We start from the raw sequence: 17,945 nt of genomic DNA on the forward strand, positions 1-17,945 counted from the left end.
ATGAACGGAACCAGGAAGATACTTGTCGTCGATGATGACGATGTTCTGCGGGGATCGCTTGCAGAGCAGCTTCAGTTGCATGAGGAGTTTTCCTGCATCGAGGCGGCGACGGCATCGGCCGGGCTCGATCTCGTGCGCAACCGGCATGTCGATCTCGTGCTGCTCGATGTCGGCCTGCCGGACATGGACGGGCGCGAGGCCTGCCGGCTGATGCGCAAGGCCGGCGTCAAGGTGCCGATCGTGATGCTGACAGGCGCGGATGCGGATTCCGACACGATTCTCGGGCTCGATGCGGGCGCGAACGACTATGTGACAAAGCCCTTTCGTTTTGGCGTGCTTCTCGCGCGGATCAGGGCGCATCTGCGCAGTCATGAGCAGAGCGAGGATGCCGTCTTCAAGATCGGGCCCTATTCCTTCCGGCCGAGCGCGAAGCTCCTCACCGATGCGGCGGAGCGGAAGGTCCGGCTGACGGAGAAGGAAACGGCGATCCTGAAATTCCTTTATCGCGCGGGCGCGAAGGTCGTCGGCCGCGACGTGCTGCTGACGGAAGTCTGGGGATACAATTCAGGCGTGACGACGCATACGCTCGAAACGCATATCTATCGCCTCCGGCAGAAGATCGAATCCGATCCCTCGAATGCTGAAATCCTGGTGACGGAAGCGGGCGGCTACCGGCTGGTGCCCTAGGCTTTCGCCGTCAGCGACAGCATGACGATCGTGCCGAGCGCGAGCGGCGTTCCGATCAGGGCTGCGACGAGAAGGGCGCTCGCGCCCCAGAGAAACACGCAAACCGCGACAAGCAGCACGAGATTGAGCGCAAAAAGCGTCGGGGCGTCGATCTGGTCCATGTCGGTCTCCTCGGTCCGGTGTGGCCCTGATGTGCCGTCTTGAGGCGCGGATTCCAACCGGACGTTTCGACGCAGGGCCGGCGAAAGCCGATCAGTTGTCTCCGTCGACCGTGGCGGTAAGCGCATAGGTGGAAACGAATTCCGGCGGCATGCGCGTGGCGCGGCCCGTTTCGATATTGATGCAGACGAAATCGGAGAGGCCGCGGAGCAGGGTTTCGCCGGTATCCGCATTCACCATCTGGAAGCGGCGGCGAAGGCGCAGGCGGCCGTCATTCCCCGTAATCCATGTACCGATCGCGACACGCTCGCCCTCGCGGCTCGCGGCGAGATATTCGAGCTCGTGGCGGCGCACCACCATGCCGCGATTGACGCTCGCATAGGCCGCGAAGTCGAGGCCCAGCGCCTTGGAATGTTCCCAGGCGGTCTTTGCCATCCAGGTCAGATAGACGACATTGTTCGTGTGCTGAAAATCGTCGATATGCTGCTTCTCGACCCTTGTCTCGTGGATGAAGGGGGAGGGGTAGTCCCAGACGATTTCAGGTTTTTCTTGCGTCATGATGAGGCTCTGGCTGCGGCGTCTTGCCCGGTTTCCGCCGGGTCATCCTTCATAGCGGCGGGGCGCCGCCTTCGCAAATCCGGGCCCCGCGACACGGCGCTCCCGCTTCGCTATGATTTTTACATGAGCCTCGAACCCGCCACCCAATTGCTGCAGAAGCTCGACCTTTTCGCCGGTCTCGATCCCGTGCGGCTCGAGGTCGTGGCCTTCACCTGCGAGCGGCGTGAATATGCTCCGGGGGCGACGCTTTTCCATGAGGGGGATGAGGCCGATTGCGCCTATCTCATTCTGGAGGGCGAGGCGGTGATGCTCGCGCATGACGGGGCGGGCGAGCCTGAGGCGCACAGGCTTGACAGGGGCGAGCTCATCGGCGAAACGGCGCTCTTCGAGCCGGAGCGGCGGCGCACGACGCTGCGCGCCGTCACTTCGCTTCACGTGCTCAGGATCGGGCGCGACATGTTTCAGCGGCTCCTTGGCGAATTCCCCGAAATGGCGGGCTCGGTCGCGGGCCGTGTGGCGGACAGGCTGGAGGCGGTGGGCGAGGATCTTGCGCGGCTGCGCCAGAGGCTCGGACGGGACGACGACAAAAAAGGGCGAGCAGGGGAATGAGCGACGGTCAGACGAAAGAGGCAAAGGCCCCGGCGGCACCGAAGGTGGACTGGCCGCCGAATATTCAGGCGGTCTTCAAGCGCATGGCGCCGGCGAGCCGCTATCTCGGGCTTGAAATTCTCGATGCCGACAAGGAGGCCCGCACGGTCCAGGTGGCGTTCAATGCGAGCGCCGAGCTTTGCAACATGTGGGGCGGCATCCAGGGCGGCATGGTGGCGGCGATGCTGGACGATGTGATGAGCCTTGCCGTCGGCCTCGATCTCGAATGGGGGCAGATCTCGCCGACGCTCGAACTGAAAGTCTCGATGCTCAATGCGGCGCGCCCCGGCCGCATCATCGGTACGGGCCGCGTCATCAAGCGCGGCAAGTCTGTCGGCTTCATCGAGGGCGAACTCGTGGATGAGGAAAGCGGCAAGCTGCTCGCCACCGGAAGCTCGACTGCGACCTTCGTGACGCTGAAGAAGAAGGAAAAGCCGGAGGGTTGAGGCCGCTCAGGCGTAGGCGTTCTTCTCGAAGTAGCGGCGCGCCTGCGCCGTCAGATGCGTGTCGAAAAGCGCGAAGTGGTGGCGGATGCCGGCATTGAGGGCGGCCTTGTCGAGCTTCACGACGCGGCGCGTCTCGCGCAGGAAGCTCGGCCAGTAGCGGATCACCATCCAGGTATTGTCGGCAAGCGGCGCCAGCTCATCCTCCGGCATGGAGAGGTGGCCCGCCTCGATCATGTGGCGGAAGAAGCGGACCAGCATGGCCGTCGTCGTCTCGTAGACATTGTGCACCTTGTCCTCGAGCTCGGGCGAGGTGCGGCCATATTCCGCCTGGTCGCGATAGAGATACTGATAGGTCCAGACCTCCTCGAAGACAGCGCGATTGAACAGGGCATATTTCTCGAGCACGTTTTCGGGTGTCGAGGAAATGGCGAGGCGCTTGTCGATCTGCTCGAAAAGCGCGAGCTGATGTGCCTTCACGAGATCGCGCTTGGTGCGGAAGTGGTACCAGAGATTGCCTTCGGAAATGCCGACGGTTTCGGCGATACGGGCGGTCGTCACCGCGTCATAGCCGTTCTCGTTGAAGAGCCTGAGGCTCGCGGCGAGGATCTTGTCTTTCGTCTTCGGTGCCATGCCGGGTCTTTTCTGCCTTTTTATCTTGTCTTGCCGTAGCGGTGGCCGGGCTCCTGCCGGGCAGGGGAGGGAACCCTGCTCCCTTGCGCTTATAGGGTCAATACCCTAATATGGGGCAACTACCCTAATGAGAAATCCCCCGCCGGGCGTCCCCCAAATACCCGGAAGGCGGACAGGCAGGTAGGAACCCCAGGAGCGGGCGGAGGCGAGACGCTTCACCCCCGAAGGCTGGCCCCCCAGCTCAAAGTCTCAGCGCCGCAACGACCGGCGCATGGTCCGACGCCCGCTCCCACCCCCTCGCATCCTTCCGCACATGCATCGACAGCGGCGCTTCGGCGAGTGCCGGCGTCACCCAGATATGGTCGAGGCGGCGGCCGCGATCGGCGGCAAGCCAGTCCTTCGCGCGGTAGCTCCACCAGGAATAGAGCTTCTCGGTGTCCGGCACGAAGCGGCGCATCACATCGACCCAGTCATGCGAGGCATAAAGCTCGTTCATGAGGTCCACCTCGACCGGCGTGTGGCTGACGACTTTCAGCAGCTGCTTGTGCGACCAGACGTCATGCTCGAGCGGGGCAATGTTGAGGTCGCCGACCAGCACCATGCGGTTGCTGCCCTTGTTGCGCTGCTTGCCGAAAAGCGAGGTCATCTCGCGCACAAAATCGAGCTTGTGGGCGAACTTGTCGTTGATCTTCGGGTCGGGCTCGTCGCCGCCAGCGGGCACATAGAAATTATGGATGCGCAGCCCCCCCGGTACATCGAGGTCGGTAGCGACATGGCGGCAATCGCCCTTCTCGCAGAAGTCGCGGCTCTCGATCTTCCTGAAGGGAATTTTGCTCAAGGTCGCGACGCCGTGATAGCCCTTCTGGCCGTGAACGGCGACATGCTCATATCCCGCTTTCCTGATCGTCTTGATCGGGAAAGCATCGTTGACGCACTTGATTTCCTGCAGGCAGAGCACATCGGGCTGTTCTTCCGCCAGAAGCTTCTCGACGAGATTAATCCGCAGGCGGACGGAATTGATATTCCAGGTCGCGATCTTGATATCCAAAGTCTTGTTCCGTTCCCTGTCTCAGAAAATATTGAAAGTGAGGCCCGCTATGCCGATCGGCCAGCGGCCGCGCGTGAAAAGCGCGAATTTGCGGCGGAAGGGGTGATCGTCGTCGGCGCCGGCGACGAGCGACAGGGCGGCGCCATGCGCGGCATGGAGCGCAGCACCCGCCGCTGCATTCAGCAGTTCCACATCGTCCACTTCCCAGAAATCGGCAGCCTCTTCCACCGCCACGCGGACGCGCTCGCTCAGAAGTGCGGAAACATGCGTCATGGCGATGTTGAGCGCATCCTCGCTCAGAATATCGAGCGCATCGGCGGCTAGGCTCGCGCGCAGGCTTTCTTCCGCCTCCCAATGGGCGGGGTCGATGTCGAGCGTCATGGCGGCGTCGGCCGCCTCCACCCAGTCGCGGATGCGGGCGGGCTCCGCATCGGGAAAGCCGAGCCCGTCGAGATAGGAGCGGGCCAGCGCCTTCACCTCGCGGTCGAGCGGGCGGCCGAGCTTTGAGAACCAGGGCATGTTGACCGCCTCCTCGCCGAAGCGCCGGATGCCGGCAAGGATCGGGATTTCCTGTTCCAGCTCGTCGAGCTCGGCATCGGAAATCATGTGGGTGGCGTCGCCGGATGGGTCGGAAAAGCGAGACATGGGGCCCGATTCATGGGGAAGGGAGGGGGGAGATTAGCCGCTTCGGGCAGGGCGGCGCAAAGAGAGGTACAAAAAAGTTGCGTCCCCCACCTTTTGAACAAGAAAGGCGGGGCGCAAAAAAGTTGCGTCCCCCACCTTTTGAACAAGAAAGGCGGGGCGCAAAAAAGTTGCGTCCCCCACCTTTTGAACAAGAAAGGCGGGGCGCAAAAAAGTTGCGCCCCCCACCTTTTGAACAAGAAAGGCGGGGCGCAAAAAAGTTGCGCCCCGCCGGGGGAGGACGGGGCGCAACAGCGCATCTCGCGCTTGGCACCGGGAGGGGAAGACCGGCGCCGGAGGGGGCCAGAGGCGCCGCGGGGGTGAGCGGGGGGCAGTCACCCGGGCGGCCAGTTGCCCGGCCCTCATAGTTGAGTAGATAGGTTTGGGACTGCCGGTGTTCAATATGCGCTTTAACGAAAGATGAATCAGCGGGTTTACCGACCGCTCACACAAGATTTCTTCATGTTTTCAGTGGCTTGGGCGGGAATGGCCGGGCAGCGGGGTGCCTGCGACAAACCGCCGCAAGGCGCCCGGCCTGGAAAGGCCCAGCAAATGCCTCAGGAAACGCCGAGGTCCCTGGCGGTGAGATCGATGCAGCGCCGGGCGAGGCCGAAAAGCTCGTCGATCTCGCCTTCCGTGATGGTGAGCGGCGGGCTCAGCACCATCGTGTCGCCGATGGCGCGCATGATGAGGCCGTTCGAGAAGCAATGATTGCGGCAGATCGTGCCGGTGCTGCCGACATCGGGGAATTTCTCGCGGGTCTTCTTGTTCTTCACAAGCTCGATGGCACCGAGCAGGCCGACGCCGCGCGTCTCGCCGACCAGCGGGTGTCCGGAGAGTTCGGCAAGCCGCTTCTGGAAATGCGCGCCGGTGGCGCCGCCCGCCTTTTCGACGAGCTTTTCCTTCTGCATGAGTTCGAGATTGGCGAGTGCCACGGCGGCCGCAACCGGGTGGCCGGAATAGGTGAAGCCGTGCGACCACTCCTCGTCGGAATTGAAGATCACGTCGCCGACGCGCTTGCCGAGGCCGACAGCCGCGATCGGCTGATAGCCCGACGATAGACCCTTGGCCATGTTGATCATGTCGGGCTCGATGCCGAACGTGTCCGAGCCGAACCAGTTGCCGGTGCGGCCGAAGCCGCAGATCACTTCATCGACATGGAGCAGCACATCGTATTTGCGGCAGATGCGCTGGATCTCGGCCCAGTAATTCGCGGGCGGGATGATGAGGCCGCCGGCGCCCTGCACGGGCTCGGCGACGAAAGCGGCGACATTCTCCGCCCCGAGTTCGAGGATCTTGTCCTCAAGGCTCTTGGCGGCGAAGGCGCCATGTTCCTCGGGCGTGCGCGCGCCGCCTTCGGCAAACCAGTCCGGGCATTCGACATGGTGGAAGCCCGGCATCGGCAGGTCCGCCTGCGGGTGCATATGCGTCAGGCCGGACAGCGAGGCCGCCACCATCGTCACGCCGTGATAGGCCTTCTTGCGGGCGATGAAGAGTTTCTTGTTGGGCCGCCCTTGAAGGTTCCAGAAATAGCGGATGATCTTCACCGCGCTGTCGTTTCCTTCGGAGCCTGAATTGGCAAAGAAGAAGCGGTCGATCCCCTTCGGGCAGACTTCCGAGAGTTTCTGCGAAAGTTCGGCGGCGTAGGGGTTCGTCGTCTGGAAGAAGTTGTTGTAGTAGGACAGTTCCTTCAGCGCCTTGTAGCCCGCCTGCGCCAATTCCTCGCGGCCATAGCCGACCTGCACGCACCAGAGCCCCGCCATGCCGTCGATCAGGCGCTTGCCTTCCGAGTCATAGAGATAGACGCCTTCGGCATGGGTGATGACGCGCGCGCCCTTGGCGGCGAGGTCCTTGTGCGTCGTGAAGGGATGGAGGTGATGGGTGGCGTCCATCTCCTGCCAGCGTTTGGTCTGGTTCGAGATTGCGGCGGTCTGCGACATGGGAATTTGCTCCGTGTTCCGAATGAAAGAGAGATGCGGAATTGCGCGGGGGATGTGACCCGAGCCGGAGCGGATTTACGGGTTGTAGCCGATGCGGGCGCAGAGGATCAGAAGCTCGCGCTTGGCGAGCCGCATCCGCGCGGCAGGTGTGAAGGCATCGCTGGTCATGGGGGGGAGTATAGGGGAATAGGGGTGATTTACCAACCTTCGCCGTTTCACACGTTCAAGAGCAGATGCTCGCGTTCCCACGCCGAAATCACCTGCTGATAGGCTTCGTGTTCGGTGAGTTTCACGTCCATGTAGAGCGTCACGAAATCGGCGCCGAGGACTTCCTTGAGTTCGCTTGCGGTGCGCAAATTGTCGAGCGCGTCGAGGAGATGGCGGGGCAGCGCGAAACGCTTGCTGTCATAGGCATTGCCCGTCATTTCCTTGGTCGGCTTCAGATCGTTCACCATGCCGATATAGCCGCAGGCGAGCGAGGTGGCGATGGCGAGATAGGGGTTCGCGTCGGCGCCGGGCACGCGGTTCTCGACGCGGCGGCCCTGACGGCGCGCTTCCGGTACGCGCAGGCCCACCGTGCGGTTCTCATGGCCCCAATGGGTATTGATGGGGGCGGCATGGTCGCGGACGATGCGGCGATAGGAATTGACGTTCGGCGCGATCAGCGCCATCGCATCGGGCAGGAATTTCTGCAGGCCGGCGATGTAGCCGAGAAAGAGCTTCGTGTCCTTGCCCTGCTTGGTGGCAAAGAGATTGTCGCCCGTCTCCGCGCTCACGATCGACTGGTGGATATGCATGGCGCTGCCGGGCTCGCCTTCATAGGGCTTCGCCATGAAGGTCGCATAGATGCCGTGGCGCAGTGCCGCCTGCCGCATGGTGCGCTTGAAGAGGAAGGCCTGATCGGCGATTTCGAGCGGGTCGCCATGATCGAAATTGATCTCGACCTGGGCCGCGCCCGACTCGTGAATCAGCGTGTCGATATCGAGGTTCTGCGCCTCGCAGAAATCATACATGTCCTCGAAGATCGGATCGAACTCGTTGACCGCGTCGATGCCATAGGACTGGCGTGCGGTTTCCTGCCGGCCGTTGGCGCCGACGGGCGGCTCCAGCGGATAGTCGGGGTCGATGTTCTTCGCTGCGAGATAGAATTCGATTTCGGGCGCGACGACGGGCTGCCAGCCCTTTTCCTCGAACAGCGCGACGACGCGCTTCAGCACGTTGCGCGGCGCGATGGGAACGGGGCTGCCGTCGCGGTAGTTCGCGTCGCAGATAATCTGCGCGGTGGGCTCGTCATACCAGGGCACGACGCGCACGGTGGCGGGATCGGGATCAAGAATGATGTCGGGCTCGATGTCGCCGAGGAAATCGCTGTCGACATAATCGCCGGTCACGGTCTGGCCGAAAATCGATTCAGGCAGTTTCAGCGAGCGGTCGTTCAGTCCGATGATGAACTTGCGCGTCGGAATGATCTTGCCGCGCGCGATGCCGGCCATGTCCGACACCATGCATTCCACCTCGGTGATGCGGCGATCCTTCAGCCACTTCACCAGTTCTTCCGCGTTCTTGACCGCTTCGTCCTTCTCGCTGCCCATTGTCATGGGACACCATTCTTTCATGTTTCAGGCGCGGGGCCCCTCAGGGCCCGTGCCGGTTCAGGCCGTGGCGGAGGCTGCCTGCCTTACCGCATCCCCGAAAGCGCCGAAGAGTTTCTGCGACACGGGGTTTTCCCAATATTTCCATTCCGGGTGCCATTGCACGCCCAGTGCGAAGGCCGCCGCGCCCTTCACGCGCACTGCCTCGACGGTGCCGTCCGGCGCGCGGCCTTCGGCGACAAGACCATCTGCCAGCCGGGCAATACCCTGACCGTGAAGCGAGTTCACCCGGATCGTCTGTGTACCGAGCAGTTTCTCGAAGGCACCGCCCGGCGTGAGCGCCACGTCATGGGCAGGCCCGTACTGGATCTCCAGCGGGTCGTCCTTCTTCTCGCGGTGGTCGAGGCGCGGCGCAAAGCCGGGCTCGCCCCCCGTTTCCTCGATATGCTGGTGAAGCGTGCCGCCAAAGGCGACATTCAGTTCCTGGAAGCCGCGGCACACGGCAAAGAGAGGCACGGCGCGGGCGACGCATTCGCGGATGAGGGCAAGCGTCAGCGCATCGCGCTGCCGGTCGATCAGCACGCCTTCGCGCGGCGGCGTGCCGCCGTAGTTTTCCGGATGGACGTTCGAATGCGAGCCGGTGAGGAAGATGCCGTCGCAGAGCGCGAAGATGTCGTCGAGCTTCGCGCTGCTGTCGAAAGGCTCGCCCGGCGTTGCGCGCGGCACAGGCAGGAGGACCGGCTGGCCACCGGCGCCGCCTTCAACCGCAGCGATATATTTTTCGCCCACCGCGTGAAACGGGTGGGGCCCCAGCATCTTCACGTCGCAGGGAATGCCGATAATGGGCCGTCGATGAGATTTTCGGGTCATGCAGGTCACAAGTATCCGCGCGCGCGGACGCCGGTCAAGGTGGCGGCCGGCGCAAGAAGGAACAGGTGTTGATGATAATAGACGGAGGGGAAATGCGCCAGCGAGCGGCGCAGGCCCTGTCTAGCGGGCGCCGCCGATCGTGGGCCGCTGCTCGTCCCGCAGTACGAAGAGCGCATTGTCGGCGCGGATACCGGTCTGGATATTGCGCAGCGCAACCGTGGTCTGGAGCCCTTGCGCATCCGTCACCACCCATTGGCGTAGCTGCATGCGCGGCTGGTCGAAGATCAGCGTGATCTGGCCGGGGGCTTCGCCGGAGCGGTCGGCGATGGTGACGAGCAGGGCGCCGGGCTGATTTTCGACATTCAGCACACGGGCGCTTTTCGTCAGATCGACATTCTGCGCGAGGATCAGGCCAAGCGGCGTCGAGGAGATGGGATAGCGCTGGGCGGGGGCGGCGCTGTCCTTGACGGCGACCCAGGTGCCGTCCGCGACGACAAGGAGATTTTCTGGCGCGTTGTATTCGAAGCGAAGGCGGCCCGGCCGGCGCAGATAGAATTTGCCTTCCGTCACCGAACCATCGGGGCCGACCTGCAGGAAATCGCCCTGCATGCTGTCGAGCGCGGAAAGATAGGCGCTTGCCTCGGAAAGCGCCTGTTCGTCGCCCGCATCGGCGGCGGTGTTTTCGGCCGGTGCCTGTGCGCCCGTTTCGGCGCGGGCGTACCCGCCCGCCGTGACGACCGTCACGACAAGGAGGCCAAGGCCGATCACGGCTGCCGCAAAGAGCATGCGCTGGCGCGCGCGGTGGTTCTGATCGAAGTCTTTCATGAAAGACAGCATGGGCGCTCTTTGTGGCGAAATGTAGAACCCCGGCGGGCTATTTGGAGGCGATGGTAAACCGGGAATTAATCCGAAAGCCGCCGCCTATTCAGTGATCTCCGACAAGAACCTCGCGCTTGCCCTGATGATTGGGCGGGCTCACCACGCCTTGTTCTTCCATAAGTTCGATCAGGCGCGCGGCGCGATTATAGCCGATCTGCAGGCGGCGCTGGATGTAGCTGGTCGAGGCGCGCTTGTCGCGCGCGACTATTGCCACAGCCTTGTCATAGAGATCGTCGCCGGTGCTGCCGCCGCTATCGAAGGCGAAGGGATCGTCGCCGCTTTCTTCCTCGGCAGTGATGGCTTCGAGATATTCAGGCACGCCCTGCTTCTTCAGGAAGGTGACGATCTTTTCCACTTCCTCGTCCGACACGAAGGGACCGTGCACACGGCGGATGCGGCCGCCGCCGGCCATGTAGAGCATGTCGCCTTGCCCCAGCAATTGTTCGGCGCCCTGTTCGCCGAGAATGGTTCGGCTGTCGATCTTCGATGTCACCTGGAAGGAAATGCGGGTCGGGAAGTTCGCCTTGATTGTGCCGGTGATGACGTCGACGGAGGGGCGCTGCGTTGCCGTCACGATATGGATGCCGGCGGCGCGCGCCATCTGCGCAAGGCGCTGCACGGCGGCCTCGATTTCCTTTCCCGCGACCATCATCAGGTCCGCCATCTCGTCGACGATGACGACGATGAAGGGCATGGGCGAAAGGTCCATCTCCTCTTCTTCGTAGATCGCCTCGCCGGTTTCCTTGTCGAAGCCCGTCTGCACGGTGCGCACCAGCACTTCGCCGCGCTCATTCGCCTCGACCACGCGTGTGTTGTAGCCGTCGATGTTCCGTACACCAACTTTCGACATCTTGCGGTAGCGGTCTTCCATCTCCTTCACCACCCATTTCAGCGCGACGACCGCCTTCTTGGGTTCGGTAACGACGGGGGCGAGAAGATGCGGGATGCCGTCATAGACGGAGAGTTCGAGCATCTTCGGGTCGATCATGATGAGCTTGCACTGCTCGGGCGAGAGCCGGTAGAGCAGCGACAGGATCATCGTGTTGATGCCAACGGACTTGCCCGAGCCCGTGGTGCCCGCGATCAGGAGATGCGGCATCCGCGCGAGATCGGAGAGCACGGGCTCGCCGCCGATATTCTTGCCGAGCGCCAGCGTCAGTTTCGAGCTTGAATTCTCGTAGTCCTGCGTCTCCAGAAGTTCGCGCAGATAGACCGTCTCGCGCCGCGCATTGGGCAGTTCGATGCCGATGGCATTGCGCCCCGGCACGACGGCGACACGGGCCGAGACCGCGCTCATCGAGCGGGCGATGTCGTCGGCAAGCGAGATCACGCGCGACGACTTGATGCCGGGCGCGGGTTCGAGTTCGTAAAGCGTGACGACGGGGCCGGGGCGCACCGAAATGATTTCGCCGCGAATGCCGAAATCGTCGAGCACGGATTCGAGAAGCCTCGCATTCTGCTGCAGTGCTTCGTCGGTGAGTTGTGTCGCGACGCTGGTTGTCGGCTTCGGTTTGGTGAGCAGGCTCAAGGGCGGCAATTGGTAGTCGCCTGCCGGTTCGAGCGGCAGTTTCGGCTGCGCCTCGCGCGCGGCGCGCTTCGAGGGTTTCACGGGCTTTGTAGTGGAGCGGTTGACGCGCGGCGCGGGGCGGTCGGACCAGGTGGGTTCGACGCGCTCTTCCGGCGCGGGCCTTTCGCGGCGGCGGGCGGGGCGGGCTTCCGCCTCCTCGTCCTCGCCGCGGCGGCCGAAGCTGCCGAGGCGGCCCTGCCGTGCGGCTTCGATTTCATCGGGGTCGAGCGGGGCATAGTCGCCGCGCTTCAGAACGCGGTCGCGCCAGTCGCCCAGCGTGTCGCCGATCGTCCATGCGATGATGCGAAGGCGGCTCGGCTCGACATCGGGGCGATGCGGCCGGGGCGCTGCGGCCACGGCTGCGCCGCCGCGGCGCGCGCGGGTGCCGCCGGGATAGCGCCGTTCGGTTTCCTCTTCCTCATCGCTTTCGCGGCCGAGCTTCGCCTTCACCCATTGCGCGGCTTTGCGAATGTCGGCAATCGAGGTGTCGGTTGCAAAGAGGATCAGGAACAGGGCGATCGGGGCGGCGATGAGCGCTGTCAGCGTGTAGGCGGCATTGGCGCCTGCCAGCGGTGCAAAGACGCTGAGGCCAAGCGCCGCCAGCGCCTGGCCGAGAACGCCGCCAAGGCCAAGCGGCAAGGGCCAGAAGGTGAAATGCGGCAGCGCGCCGAAAAAGGCGGCGGCGGCAAGCGTGCCCGCGAGCCAGGCAGCGACGCGGAAAACGATGTGGCTCACGCGGCGATGCGAAAAGGCGCGCAGGCCCCAGACGAAAACCGGCAGCAGCAGAAACAGGCAGGCAAGGCCGAGCGTCTGCAGCAGGATGTCGGCGGTATAGGCGCCGGGCAGGCCCATCCAGTTCGATGCCGGCCGCGTTGTCGCATTGTTGAGGCTCGGATCGTCGAGCGACCAGCTCATCACGCCGAGAAGGCCGAACAGCGCAACGCCCATCAGCACGACGCCCGCACCCTCGACGAGACGGCGCGTAACGAAGTCGCTTGCCGCCGGTGGCAGCCAGGTCAGCGGATTGACGATCCACTTCCTCACGCGATCCGTCCTCCGATCGGCTCTCGCCGTCTGCTTCCGGGGCGCCGGTCCCGGCTTCTTGCCGCCGGTCTTTCGCGCCTTCCCGGTCTTTGCGCTGCGGCTACCCTTCGCCGATGCGCCGATCACAGCGCCTCCGCCATGCGCGACAGCGCTTCTTCGGTTTCCGTCTCGCTGCCGACAAGCGCGACGCGAATATAGGCCCGGCCCGGATTGCCGCCCGGTCCATAGGGTGAATCTTCGCGCGAGAGATAGGCTCCCGGCAACACTTTCACGCCGGCCTTCGCCCAGAGTTCGTGCGCGGCCTTTTCGCCATCGCCGACATCGAGCCAGAGGAAGAAGCCGCCGGCGGGACGGTAGAAGCCGAAGCGATTGCCGAGTATGCGTTCGGCCGCGGTGATTTTCGCGCGGTAGAGATCGCGGTTCGCCGCCGCATGCCCGTCGTCGTTCCAGCAGGCGGCAGACGCCGCCATCAGCGGCAGCGGCACTTGCGGGCCTGCAATGTTGCGGAAATTGCGGAAGCGTTGCATCAGCGCCTTTTCACCGGCGCAGAAGCCGGAGCGCAGCCCCGGCAGGCTCGAGCGCTTCGAGAGCGAATGGAAGATGATGATATTGGCGAAGGGGTCTCCGCCTTTTCCGTTGTCCCGGCCATCATGGATCGCGAGCGCGGCCTGAAGCGCACCGGCAGGCGGCTCGCGGTCATAGATGTCGGCGTAGCATTCGTCGATCGCGAGCGTGATGTTGTGGCGCCTGGCGAGCGCGATGAGGCCCTTCAGATAGTCGAGGCTTGCGACCGAGCCCTGCGGGTTTGCCGGGCTGCAGAAATAGATCATCGCGGTGCGCGCCAGCAGCTCCTCGGGCAGCGCCTCGAAATCGGGCATGAAGCCATTGTCGCGCGTTGCGGCGATGTAGACGGGCTCGGCGCCCGCGGCCAGCGCCGCAGCCGCATAGCATTGATAGAACGGGTTGGGCATCAGGATCGCCGGGCGCCTGCCTGCCTTTTCAGGCGGCGTCGCCACCTGCGCGATCAGGAACAGCGCCTCGCGGGTGCCGTTCACGGGCAGGATCTGGTGGTCCGGATCGAGGTCACGGTCCTTGCCGATATGTTCCGCGATGCCAAAGCGCCGCCCGAGCCAGCCCGCCGCCGCATGGCGGAAGACCTCGGTGCCGATGATCGGCGGATATTTGCCGAAAGAGGCTGCATTCCGCGCGATTTCCTCGGTCACGAAGGCGGGAAAGGCGTGTTGCGGCTCGCCCAGCGACATGATGAGCGGCGAATTGCCGGGCTCCACACCCTCGATTAGCGCATTCAGGCGCGGAAAGGGGCTGTCCGGCAGCCCTTCGAAGCGTGAGATGTCGCTCGCTGTCATGGGGATCGCGCTAAGTCCTGTGGCGCTCGGGCAGGTGCGCCACAAGATACGCACGGACCCGGTAAAGAGATCGGCGCGATCTTAACCATGGGCGGCGAAGCGGTCCAGTGCTCCGGACCGCTTCGCCCAGTGGAAAAAGCTGTGGAATTCCCGCGCCTTATCCACAAAATTGGAAGCAAATATTTAACGGCGCGTTAACAAAACCGTTATGGGCTGCTTCTGCTCCTGCGGTGCGGGCTCTCCTCAGCGTTGCGGAATCTCGGATTCCGGGTTGGCGCCGATATTGTGGATCGACAGGTCGGCGCCGCGATGTTCCTCCTCCGGCGTGAGGCGGATGCCGGTCACGACCTTCAGAAGCCCATAGACCGCAAAGCCCGCAACCGCTGCATAGGTGACGCCCGCGAGCGAGCCGACAAGCTGGCTCATGAAGCTGACGCCGCCAAGGCCGCCGAGTTCGGTGAGGCCGAAAATGCCCGCCGCGATGCCGCCCCAGAGGCCGCAAAGCCCGTGCAGCGGCCAGACGCCCAGCACGTCGTCGATCTTGAAGCGGCGCTGGCAGAGGTCGAACATGACGACGAATAGAGCGCCCGCGACCGCGCCGACCACGAAGGAGCCGGCGGGGTGCATGATGTTCGAGCCGGCGCAGACGGCGACGAGGCCGGCCAGCGCGCCGTTATGGATGAAGCCGGGGTCGTTCTTGCCGATGACCAGCGCGGCGAGAATGCCGCCGCCCATGGCCAGCAGCGAGTTCATCGCGACGAGGCCCGACACGTCTTCAAGGGCCTGGGCGGAAACGACGTTGAAGCCGAACCAGCCGATGCAGAGCAGCCAGGAGCCGAGCGCGAGCCAGGGGATCGAGGAGGGCGGAAAGCCGACCAGCTTGCCGTCCTTGGTGTAACGGCCCTGACGCTGGCCAAGCAGGATGACGGCCGCGAAGGCCAGCCAGCCGCCGACGCCATGCACCACGATCGAACCCGCGAAGTCGTTAAAGGGTGCGCCGAAAGTCGCTTCAAGCCAGTCCTGGAAGCCGAAATTGCCGTTCCAGACGAGGCCCTCATAGAAGGGATAGACGAGGCCGACGATGATCGCGGTCGCGGCCGCCTGCGGCCAGAAGCGGGCGCGCTCGGCAATACCGCCCGAGATGATCGCGGGGATCGCGGCGGCAAAGGTGAGGAGGAAGAAGAACTTCACGAGATCGAGGCCCTGCGGGGCAAACTCGACGCCTTCCATCGTTTCCGCACCGCTCAGAACGGCGGCGCTGACGAAGAAGGTGACGCCATAGGCGACCATGTAGCCGATCAGGAAATAGGAGACGGTCGAGACAGCGAAGTCCGCAAGGATCTTCACCAGCGCATTGACCTGGTTCTTGTGGCGCACCGTGCCGACCTCGAGGAACGCGAAGCCCGAATGCATCGCGAAGACGAGGATGGCGCCCATGAGGATGAAAAACACATCGCCGCCCGCGCCGAGGCCGACGGCCGCAGTCTCAATCTCTTCCATGAAGGATCTCCCTTTATTGCCACCGATCCGCCCGGCATTGCCTGCCGGTACGGATGCCGGCCGCCTGTTGCTCCCCCAATGGGCATGCGGCCTGATTATTCAGCGATCTGCATAATCAATATGCATGCCACTGATGCGGGCAGCCGGGAGTGCTTTAGGATCATGGGGTTAGGGAAAGTCTGTCAATCCGGCGGGCGCCAATGCAGTTCCGCCTGCACAGGGAATGACCCTTGTTTCGAGGCAAATGGATTAATTCTTGTGCAGCCGGAAAATCTGCCGCCGGAATGAGCGGGCCGGCCCGGCTGATGACCAAGCCCATAAAAAGAGCCCGCGGAGGGGATCCGCGGGCTCAAGTGATGCTGACCGGTCCCGGAAGTGGTGGCGTGGGCCGGTCAGCCGTGGGAGGGAGCGGGGCCCCGAGGAAAGGGCCCCGCCCGGAGAGATCAGTTAGCGGCTGAACTCGGGATAGGCTTCGACACCGATTTCCGCCTTGTCGAGGCCCATCATCTCTTCCTCTTCCGAGCAGCGGATGCCGATCGTGAAGCGGAGCGCCAGCCAGAGCACGAGGCTCGTCACGGCGACGAAGATGCCGATGGAGATCACGCCGGTCGCCTGAATGGCGAAGCTCGTATCGGCATTGGTCAGCGGCACGGCCATCGTGCCCCAGATGCCGGCGAAGAGGTGGACCGGGATCGCGCCCACCACGTCGTCGATGTGGAGCTTGTCGAGGAGCGGCACCGTGAGAACCACGATCACGCCGCCGACGGCGCCGATGCCGAGAGCCCAGCCAAGCGTCGGCGTGAGCGGTTCGGCGGTGATGGCGACGAGACCGGCCAGAGCGCCGTTGAGCGCCATGGTGATGTCGACCTTCTTGTAGAGGAGCTGCGTCAGGATCATCGCGGCGACCACGCCACCGGCGGCGGAAATCGTCGTGTTGATGAAGATCGTCGACACGGCCTGTGCGTCGGCAATCGTGCCGAGCGCGAGCTGGGAGGCGCCGTTGAAGCCGAACCAGCCGAGCCAGAGGATGAAGGTGCCGAGCGTGGCGAGCGGCATGGACGAGCCGGGGAGCGGGTTCACGCCGCCGCCCTTGATATACTTGCCGATGCGGGGCCCGAGAATGATCGCGCCCATGAGCGCGGCCCAGCCGCCCGTGGAGTGCACGATGGTCGAACCGGCGAAGTCGGAGAAGCCCATTTCGCTGAGCCAGCCGCCGCCCCACTGCCAGGCGCCCTGGATCGGATAGATGACGCCGGTGAGCACGACCGTGAAGACGAGGAACGGCCAGAGCTTGATGCGCTCGGCGAGCGTGCCGGACACGATCGAGGCCGCGGTCGCGACGAAGACCATCTGGAAGAACCAGTCGGAGGCCGCCGCATAGCCGGTGCCGTCTTCGGCAACGCCGCCCGAATCGTCCACGCCCCAGAGCGAGAGCGAGCCGAACCAGCCGCCATCGACGCCGTCATACATCAGGTTGTAGCCGACGAGGTAGTACATGATGCCGGCAATGGAGAAGAGCCCGATATTTTTCGTGCACTGCATGGCGACGTTCTTGGAGCGGACAAGGCCCGCTTCGAGCATCGCAAAGCCTGCCGCCATCCACATGACGAGGAAACCGCCGATGAGGAAGAGCAGCGTGTTGAAAATATATGCCGTTTCCGGCGCGGTGAGAGTGAAGGCCTCTTCGGCCACCTCTTCGATTTCCTGCGCGAAGGCGGGCGCCGTCATGGCCAGCATGGCCATGCCCGCAAGTCCCGCCAGGCGTGTGTATCGTCCAGTCTTGGTCATAGTTCCTCTCTCATTCGAGGGTTGCCTTCCCCATTAACGGAGAGCTTCGATCCGTGTAGGGATCAAAGCGCTTCTGCGTCCGTTTCGCCGGTGCGGATACGCAGCACCTGCTCGACGGAAATCACGAAAATCTTGCCGTCGCCGATCTGGCCGGTCTTGGCCGCACCGCTGATGGCGGAGACGACGCTGTCGACCTGATCGGTGGCGACGACGACTTCAATCTTGAGCTTCGGCAGGAAGTTCACCGCGTATTCCGCGCCGCGATAAATTTCGGTCTGGCCCTTCTGGCGGCCGTAACCCTTTACTTCGGTCACCGTCAGACCCTGGACGCCGATTGTGGTCAGTGCTTCGCGCACTTCATCCAGTTTGAATGGCTTGATGATCGCCATGACGAGCTTCATATGAGTTTCCTCTTTTTCTGTCGCCGGGGGCCCCTCTCGGCACCGGCGTCTCATCGCTCCTGTCTCCGAACATCGCCATGCCGGTTACGCCCGGACGGGAGCAAGCGCCGTTGCGGTTTCAAGAACCGTGCCGCGCAAGA

General features: G+C 63.7%; 17 protein-coding genes. 3 read left to right on the forward strand and 14 right to left on the reverse strand.

Annotation, left to right across the window (positions count from 1 at the left end):
* Complete coding sequence (locus tag ACK4FH_RS04745) at nucleotides 1-687, forward strand: response regulator transcription factor (protein WP_409811454.1); 687 nt, start codon at nucleotides 1-3, stop codon at nucleotides 685-687.
* Here the strand turns inward: ACK4FH_RS04745 and ACK4FH_RS04750 are convergent.
* On the reverse strand, nucleotides 684-848 hold the full coding sequence (locus ACK4FH_RS04750; protein ID WP_409811455.1) for a hypothetical protein: 165 nt from the start codon (nucleotides 846-848) through the stop codon (nucleotides 684-686). The two genes, ACK4FH_RS04745 and ACK4FH_RS04750, sit on opposite strands and share 4 nt — an antisense overlap.
* A gap of 91 nt (nucleotides 849-939) precedes the next feature.
* A complete protein-coding gene (locus ACK4FH_RS04755) occupies nucleotides 940-1,404 on the reverse strand; it encodes an acyl-CoA thioesterase (RefSeq protein ID WP_409811456.1) in 465 nt (154 codons plus the stop codon).
* A 123-nt stretch (nucleotides 1,405-1,527) separates the two neighbouring features.
* On the opposite strand from ACK4FH_RS04755, the gene ACK4FH_RS04760 reads away from it, so the two are divergent.
* Nucleotides 1,528-2,013 (forward strand): cyclic nucleotide-binding domain-containing protein, encoded by a 486-nt coding sequence (locus ACK4FH_RS04760; protein WP_409811457.1) that lies wholly within the window; start codon nucleotides 1,528-1,530, stop codon nucleotides 2,011-2,013.
* On the forward strand, nucleotides 2,010-2,498 hold the full coding sequence (locus tag ACK4FH_RS04765; protein ID WP_409811458.1) for a PaaI family thioesterase: 489 nt from the start codon (nucleotides 2,010-2,012) through the stop codon (nucleotides 2,496-2,498). Before ACK4FH_RS04760 ends, ACK4FH_RS04765 begins: the two co-directional genes overlap by 4 nt.
* 6 nt (nucleotides 2,499-2,504) lie before the next feature.
* Here ACK4FH_RS04765 and ACK4FH_RS04770 read toward each other — a convergent pair whose 3' ends face one another.
* The 12 genes from ACK4FH_RS04770 to ACK4FH_RS04825 form a co-directional block, all read right to left on the reverse strand.
* Nucleotides 2,505-3,128, reverse strand: coding sequence for a TetR/AcrR family transcriptional regulator (locus ACK4FH_RS04770; RefSeq protein ID WP_409811459.1), 624 nt, complete (start codon nucleotides 3,126-3,128; stop codon nucleotides 2,505-2,507).
* 241 nt (nucleotides 3,129-3,369) lie between these two features.
* Nucleotides 3,370-4,176, reverse strand: coding sequence for an exodeoxyribonuclease III (locus ACK4FH_RS04775; protein ID WP_409811460.1), 807 nt, complete (start codon nucleotides 4,174-4,176; stop codon nucleotides 3,370-3,372).
* Between the two features lie 21 nt (nucleotides 4,177-4,197).
* Nucleotides 4,198-4,821 carry a hypothetical protein gene (locus ACK4FH_RS04780; protein WP_409811461.1) on the reverse strand — a complete coding sequence of 208 codons (624 nt, stop codon included), beginning with the start codon at nucleotides 4,819-4,821 and terminating at the stop codon, nucleotides 4,198-4,200.
* A 593-nt stretch (nucleotides 4,822-5,414) separates the two neighbouring features.
* Nucleotides 5,415-6,797: an aspartate aminotransferase family protein gene (locus tag ACK4FH_RS04785; RefSeq protein ID WP_409811462.1), complete on the reverse strand. Its 1,383-nt coding sequence runs from the start codon at nucleotides 6,795-6,797 to the stop codon at nucleotides 5,415-5,417.
* A 215-nt stretch (nucleotides 6,798-7,012) separates the two neighbouring features.
* Entirely contained in the window at nucleotides 7,013-8,395 is a 1,383-nt protein-coding gene (locus ACK4FH_RS04790) for a glutamine synthetase family protein (protein ID WP_409811464.1), read from the reverse strand.
* Between the two features lie 54 nt (nucleotides 8,396-8,449).
* Nucleotides 8,450-9,259 (reverse strand): gamma-glutamyl-gamma-aminobutyrate hydrolase family protein, encoded by an 810-nt coding sequence (locus ACK4FH_RS04795; RefSeq protein ID WP_409811465.1) that lies wholly within the window; start codon nucleotides 9,257-9,259, stop codon nucleotides 8,450-8,452.
* Between the two features lie 120 nt (nucleotides 9,260-9,379).
* Complete coding sequence (locus ACK4FH_RS04800) at nucleotides 9,380-10,084, reverse strand: LolA family protein (protein WP_409811466.1); 705 nt, start codon at nucleotides 10,082-10,084, stop codon at nucleotides 9,380-9,382.
* Nucleotides 10,085-10,184: 100 nt separating this feature from the next.
* Entirely contained in the window at nucleotides 10,185-12,749 is a 2,565-nt protein-coding gene (locus ACK4FH_RS04805; RefSeq protein ID WP_409811467.1) for a DNA translocase FtsK 4TM domain-containing protein, read from the reverse strand.
* A gap of 122 nt (nucleotides 12,750-12,871) precedes the next feature.
* Nucleotides 12,872-14,116 (reverse strand): aminotransferase class I/II-fold pyridoxal phosphate-dependent enzyme, encoded by a 1,245-nt coding sequence (locus tag ACK4FH_RS04810; RefSeq protein WP_409811468.1) that lies wholly within the window; start codon nucleotides 14,114-14,116, stop codon nucleotides 12,872-12,874.
* Between the two features lie 243 nt (nucleotides 14,117-14,359).
* Entirely contained in the window at nucleotides 14,360-15,616 is a 1,257-nt protein-coding gene (locus ACK4FH_RS04815; RefSeq protein WP_409811470.1) for an ammonium transporter, read from the reverse strand.
* A gap of 447 nt (nucleotides 15,617-16,063) precedes the next feature.
* A complete protein-coding gene (locus ACK4FH_RS04820) occupies nucleotides 16,064-17,404 on the reverse strand; it encodes an ammonium transporter (protein WP_409811471.1) in 1,341 nt (446 codons plus the stop codon).
* A 62-nt stretch (nucleotides 17,405-17,466) separates the two neighbouring features.
* Nucleotides 17,467-17,805: a P-II family nitrogen regulator gene (locus tag ACK4FH_RS04825; RefSeq protein ID WP_409811472.1), complete on the reverse strand. Its 339-nt coding sequence runs from the start codon at nucleotides 17,803-17,805 to the stop codon at nucleotides 17,467-17,469.
* Nucleotides 17,806-17,945 lie beyond the last annotated feature (140 nt).

It is taken from the genome of Parvibaculum sp., from assembly GCF_046297875.1.
In the GTDB taxonomy this organism is placed as follows: Bacteria; Pseudomonadota; Alphaproteobacteria; order Parvibaculales; family Parvibaculaceae; genus Parvibaculum.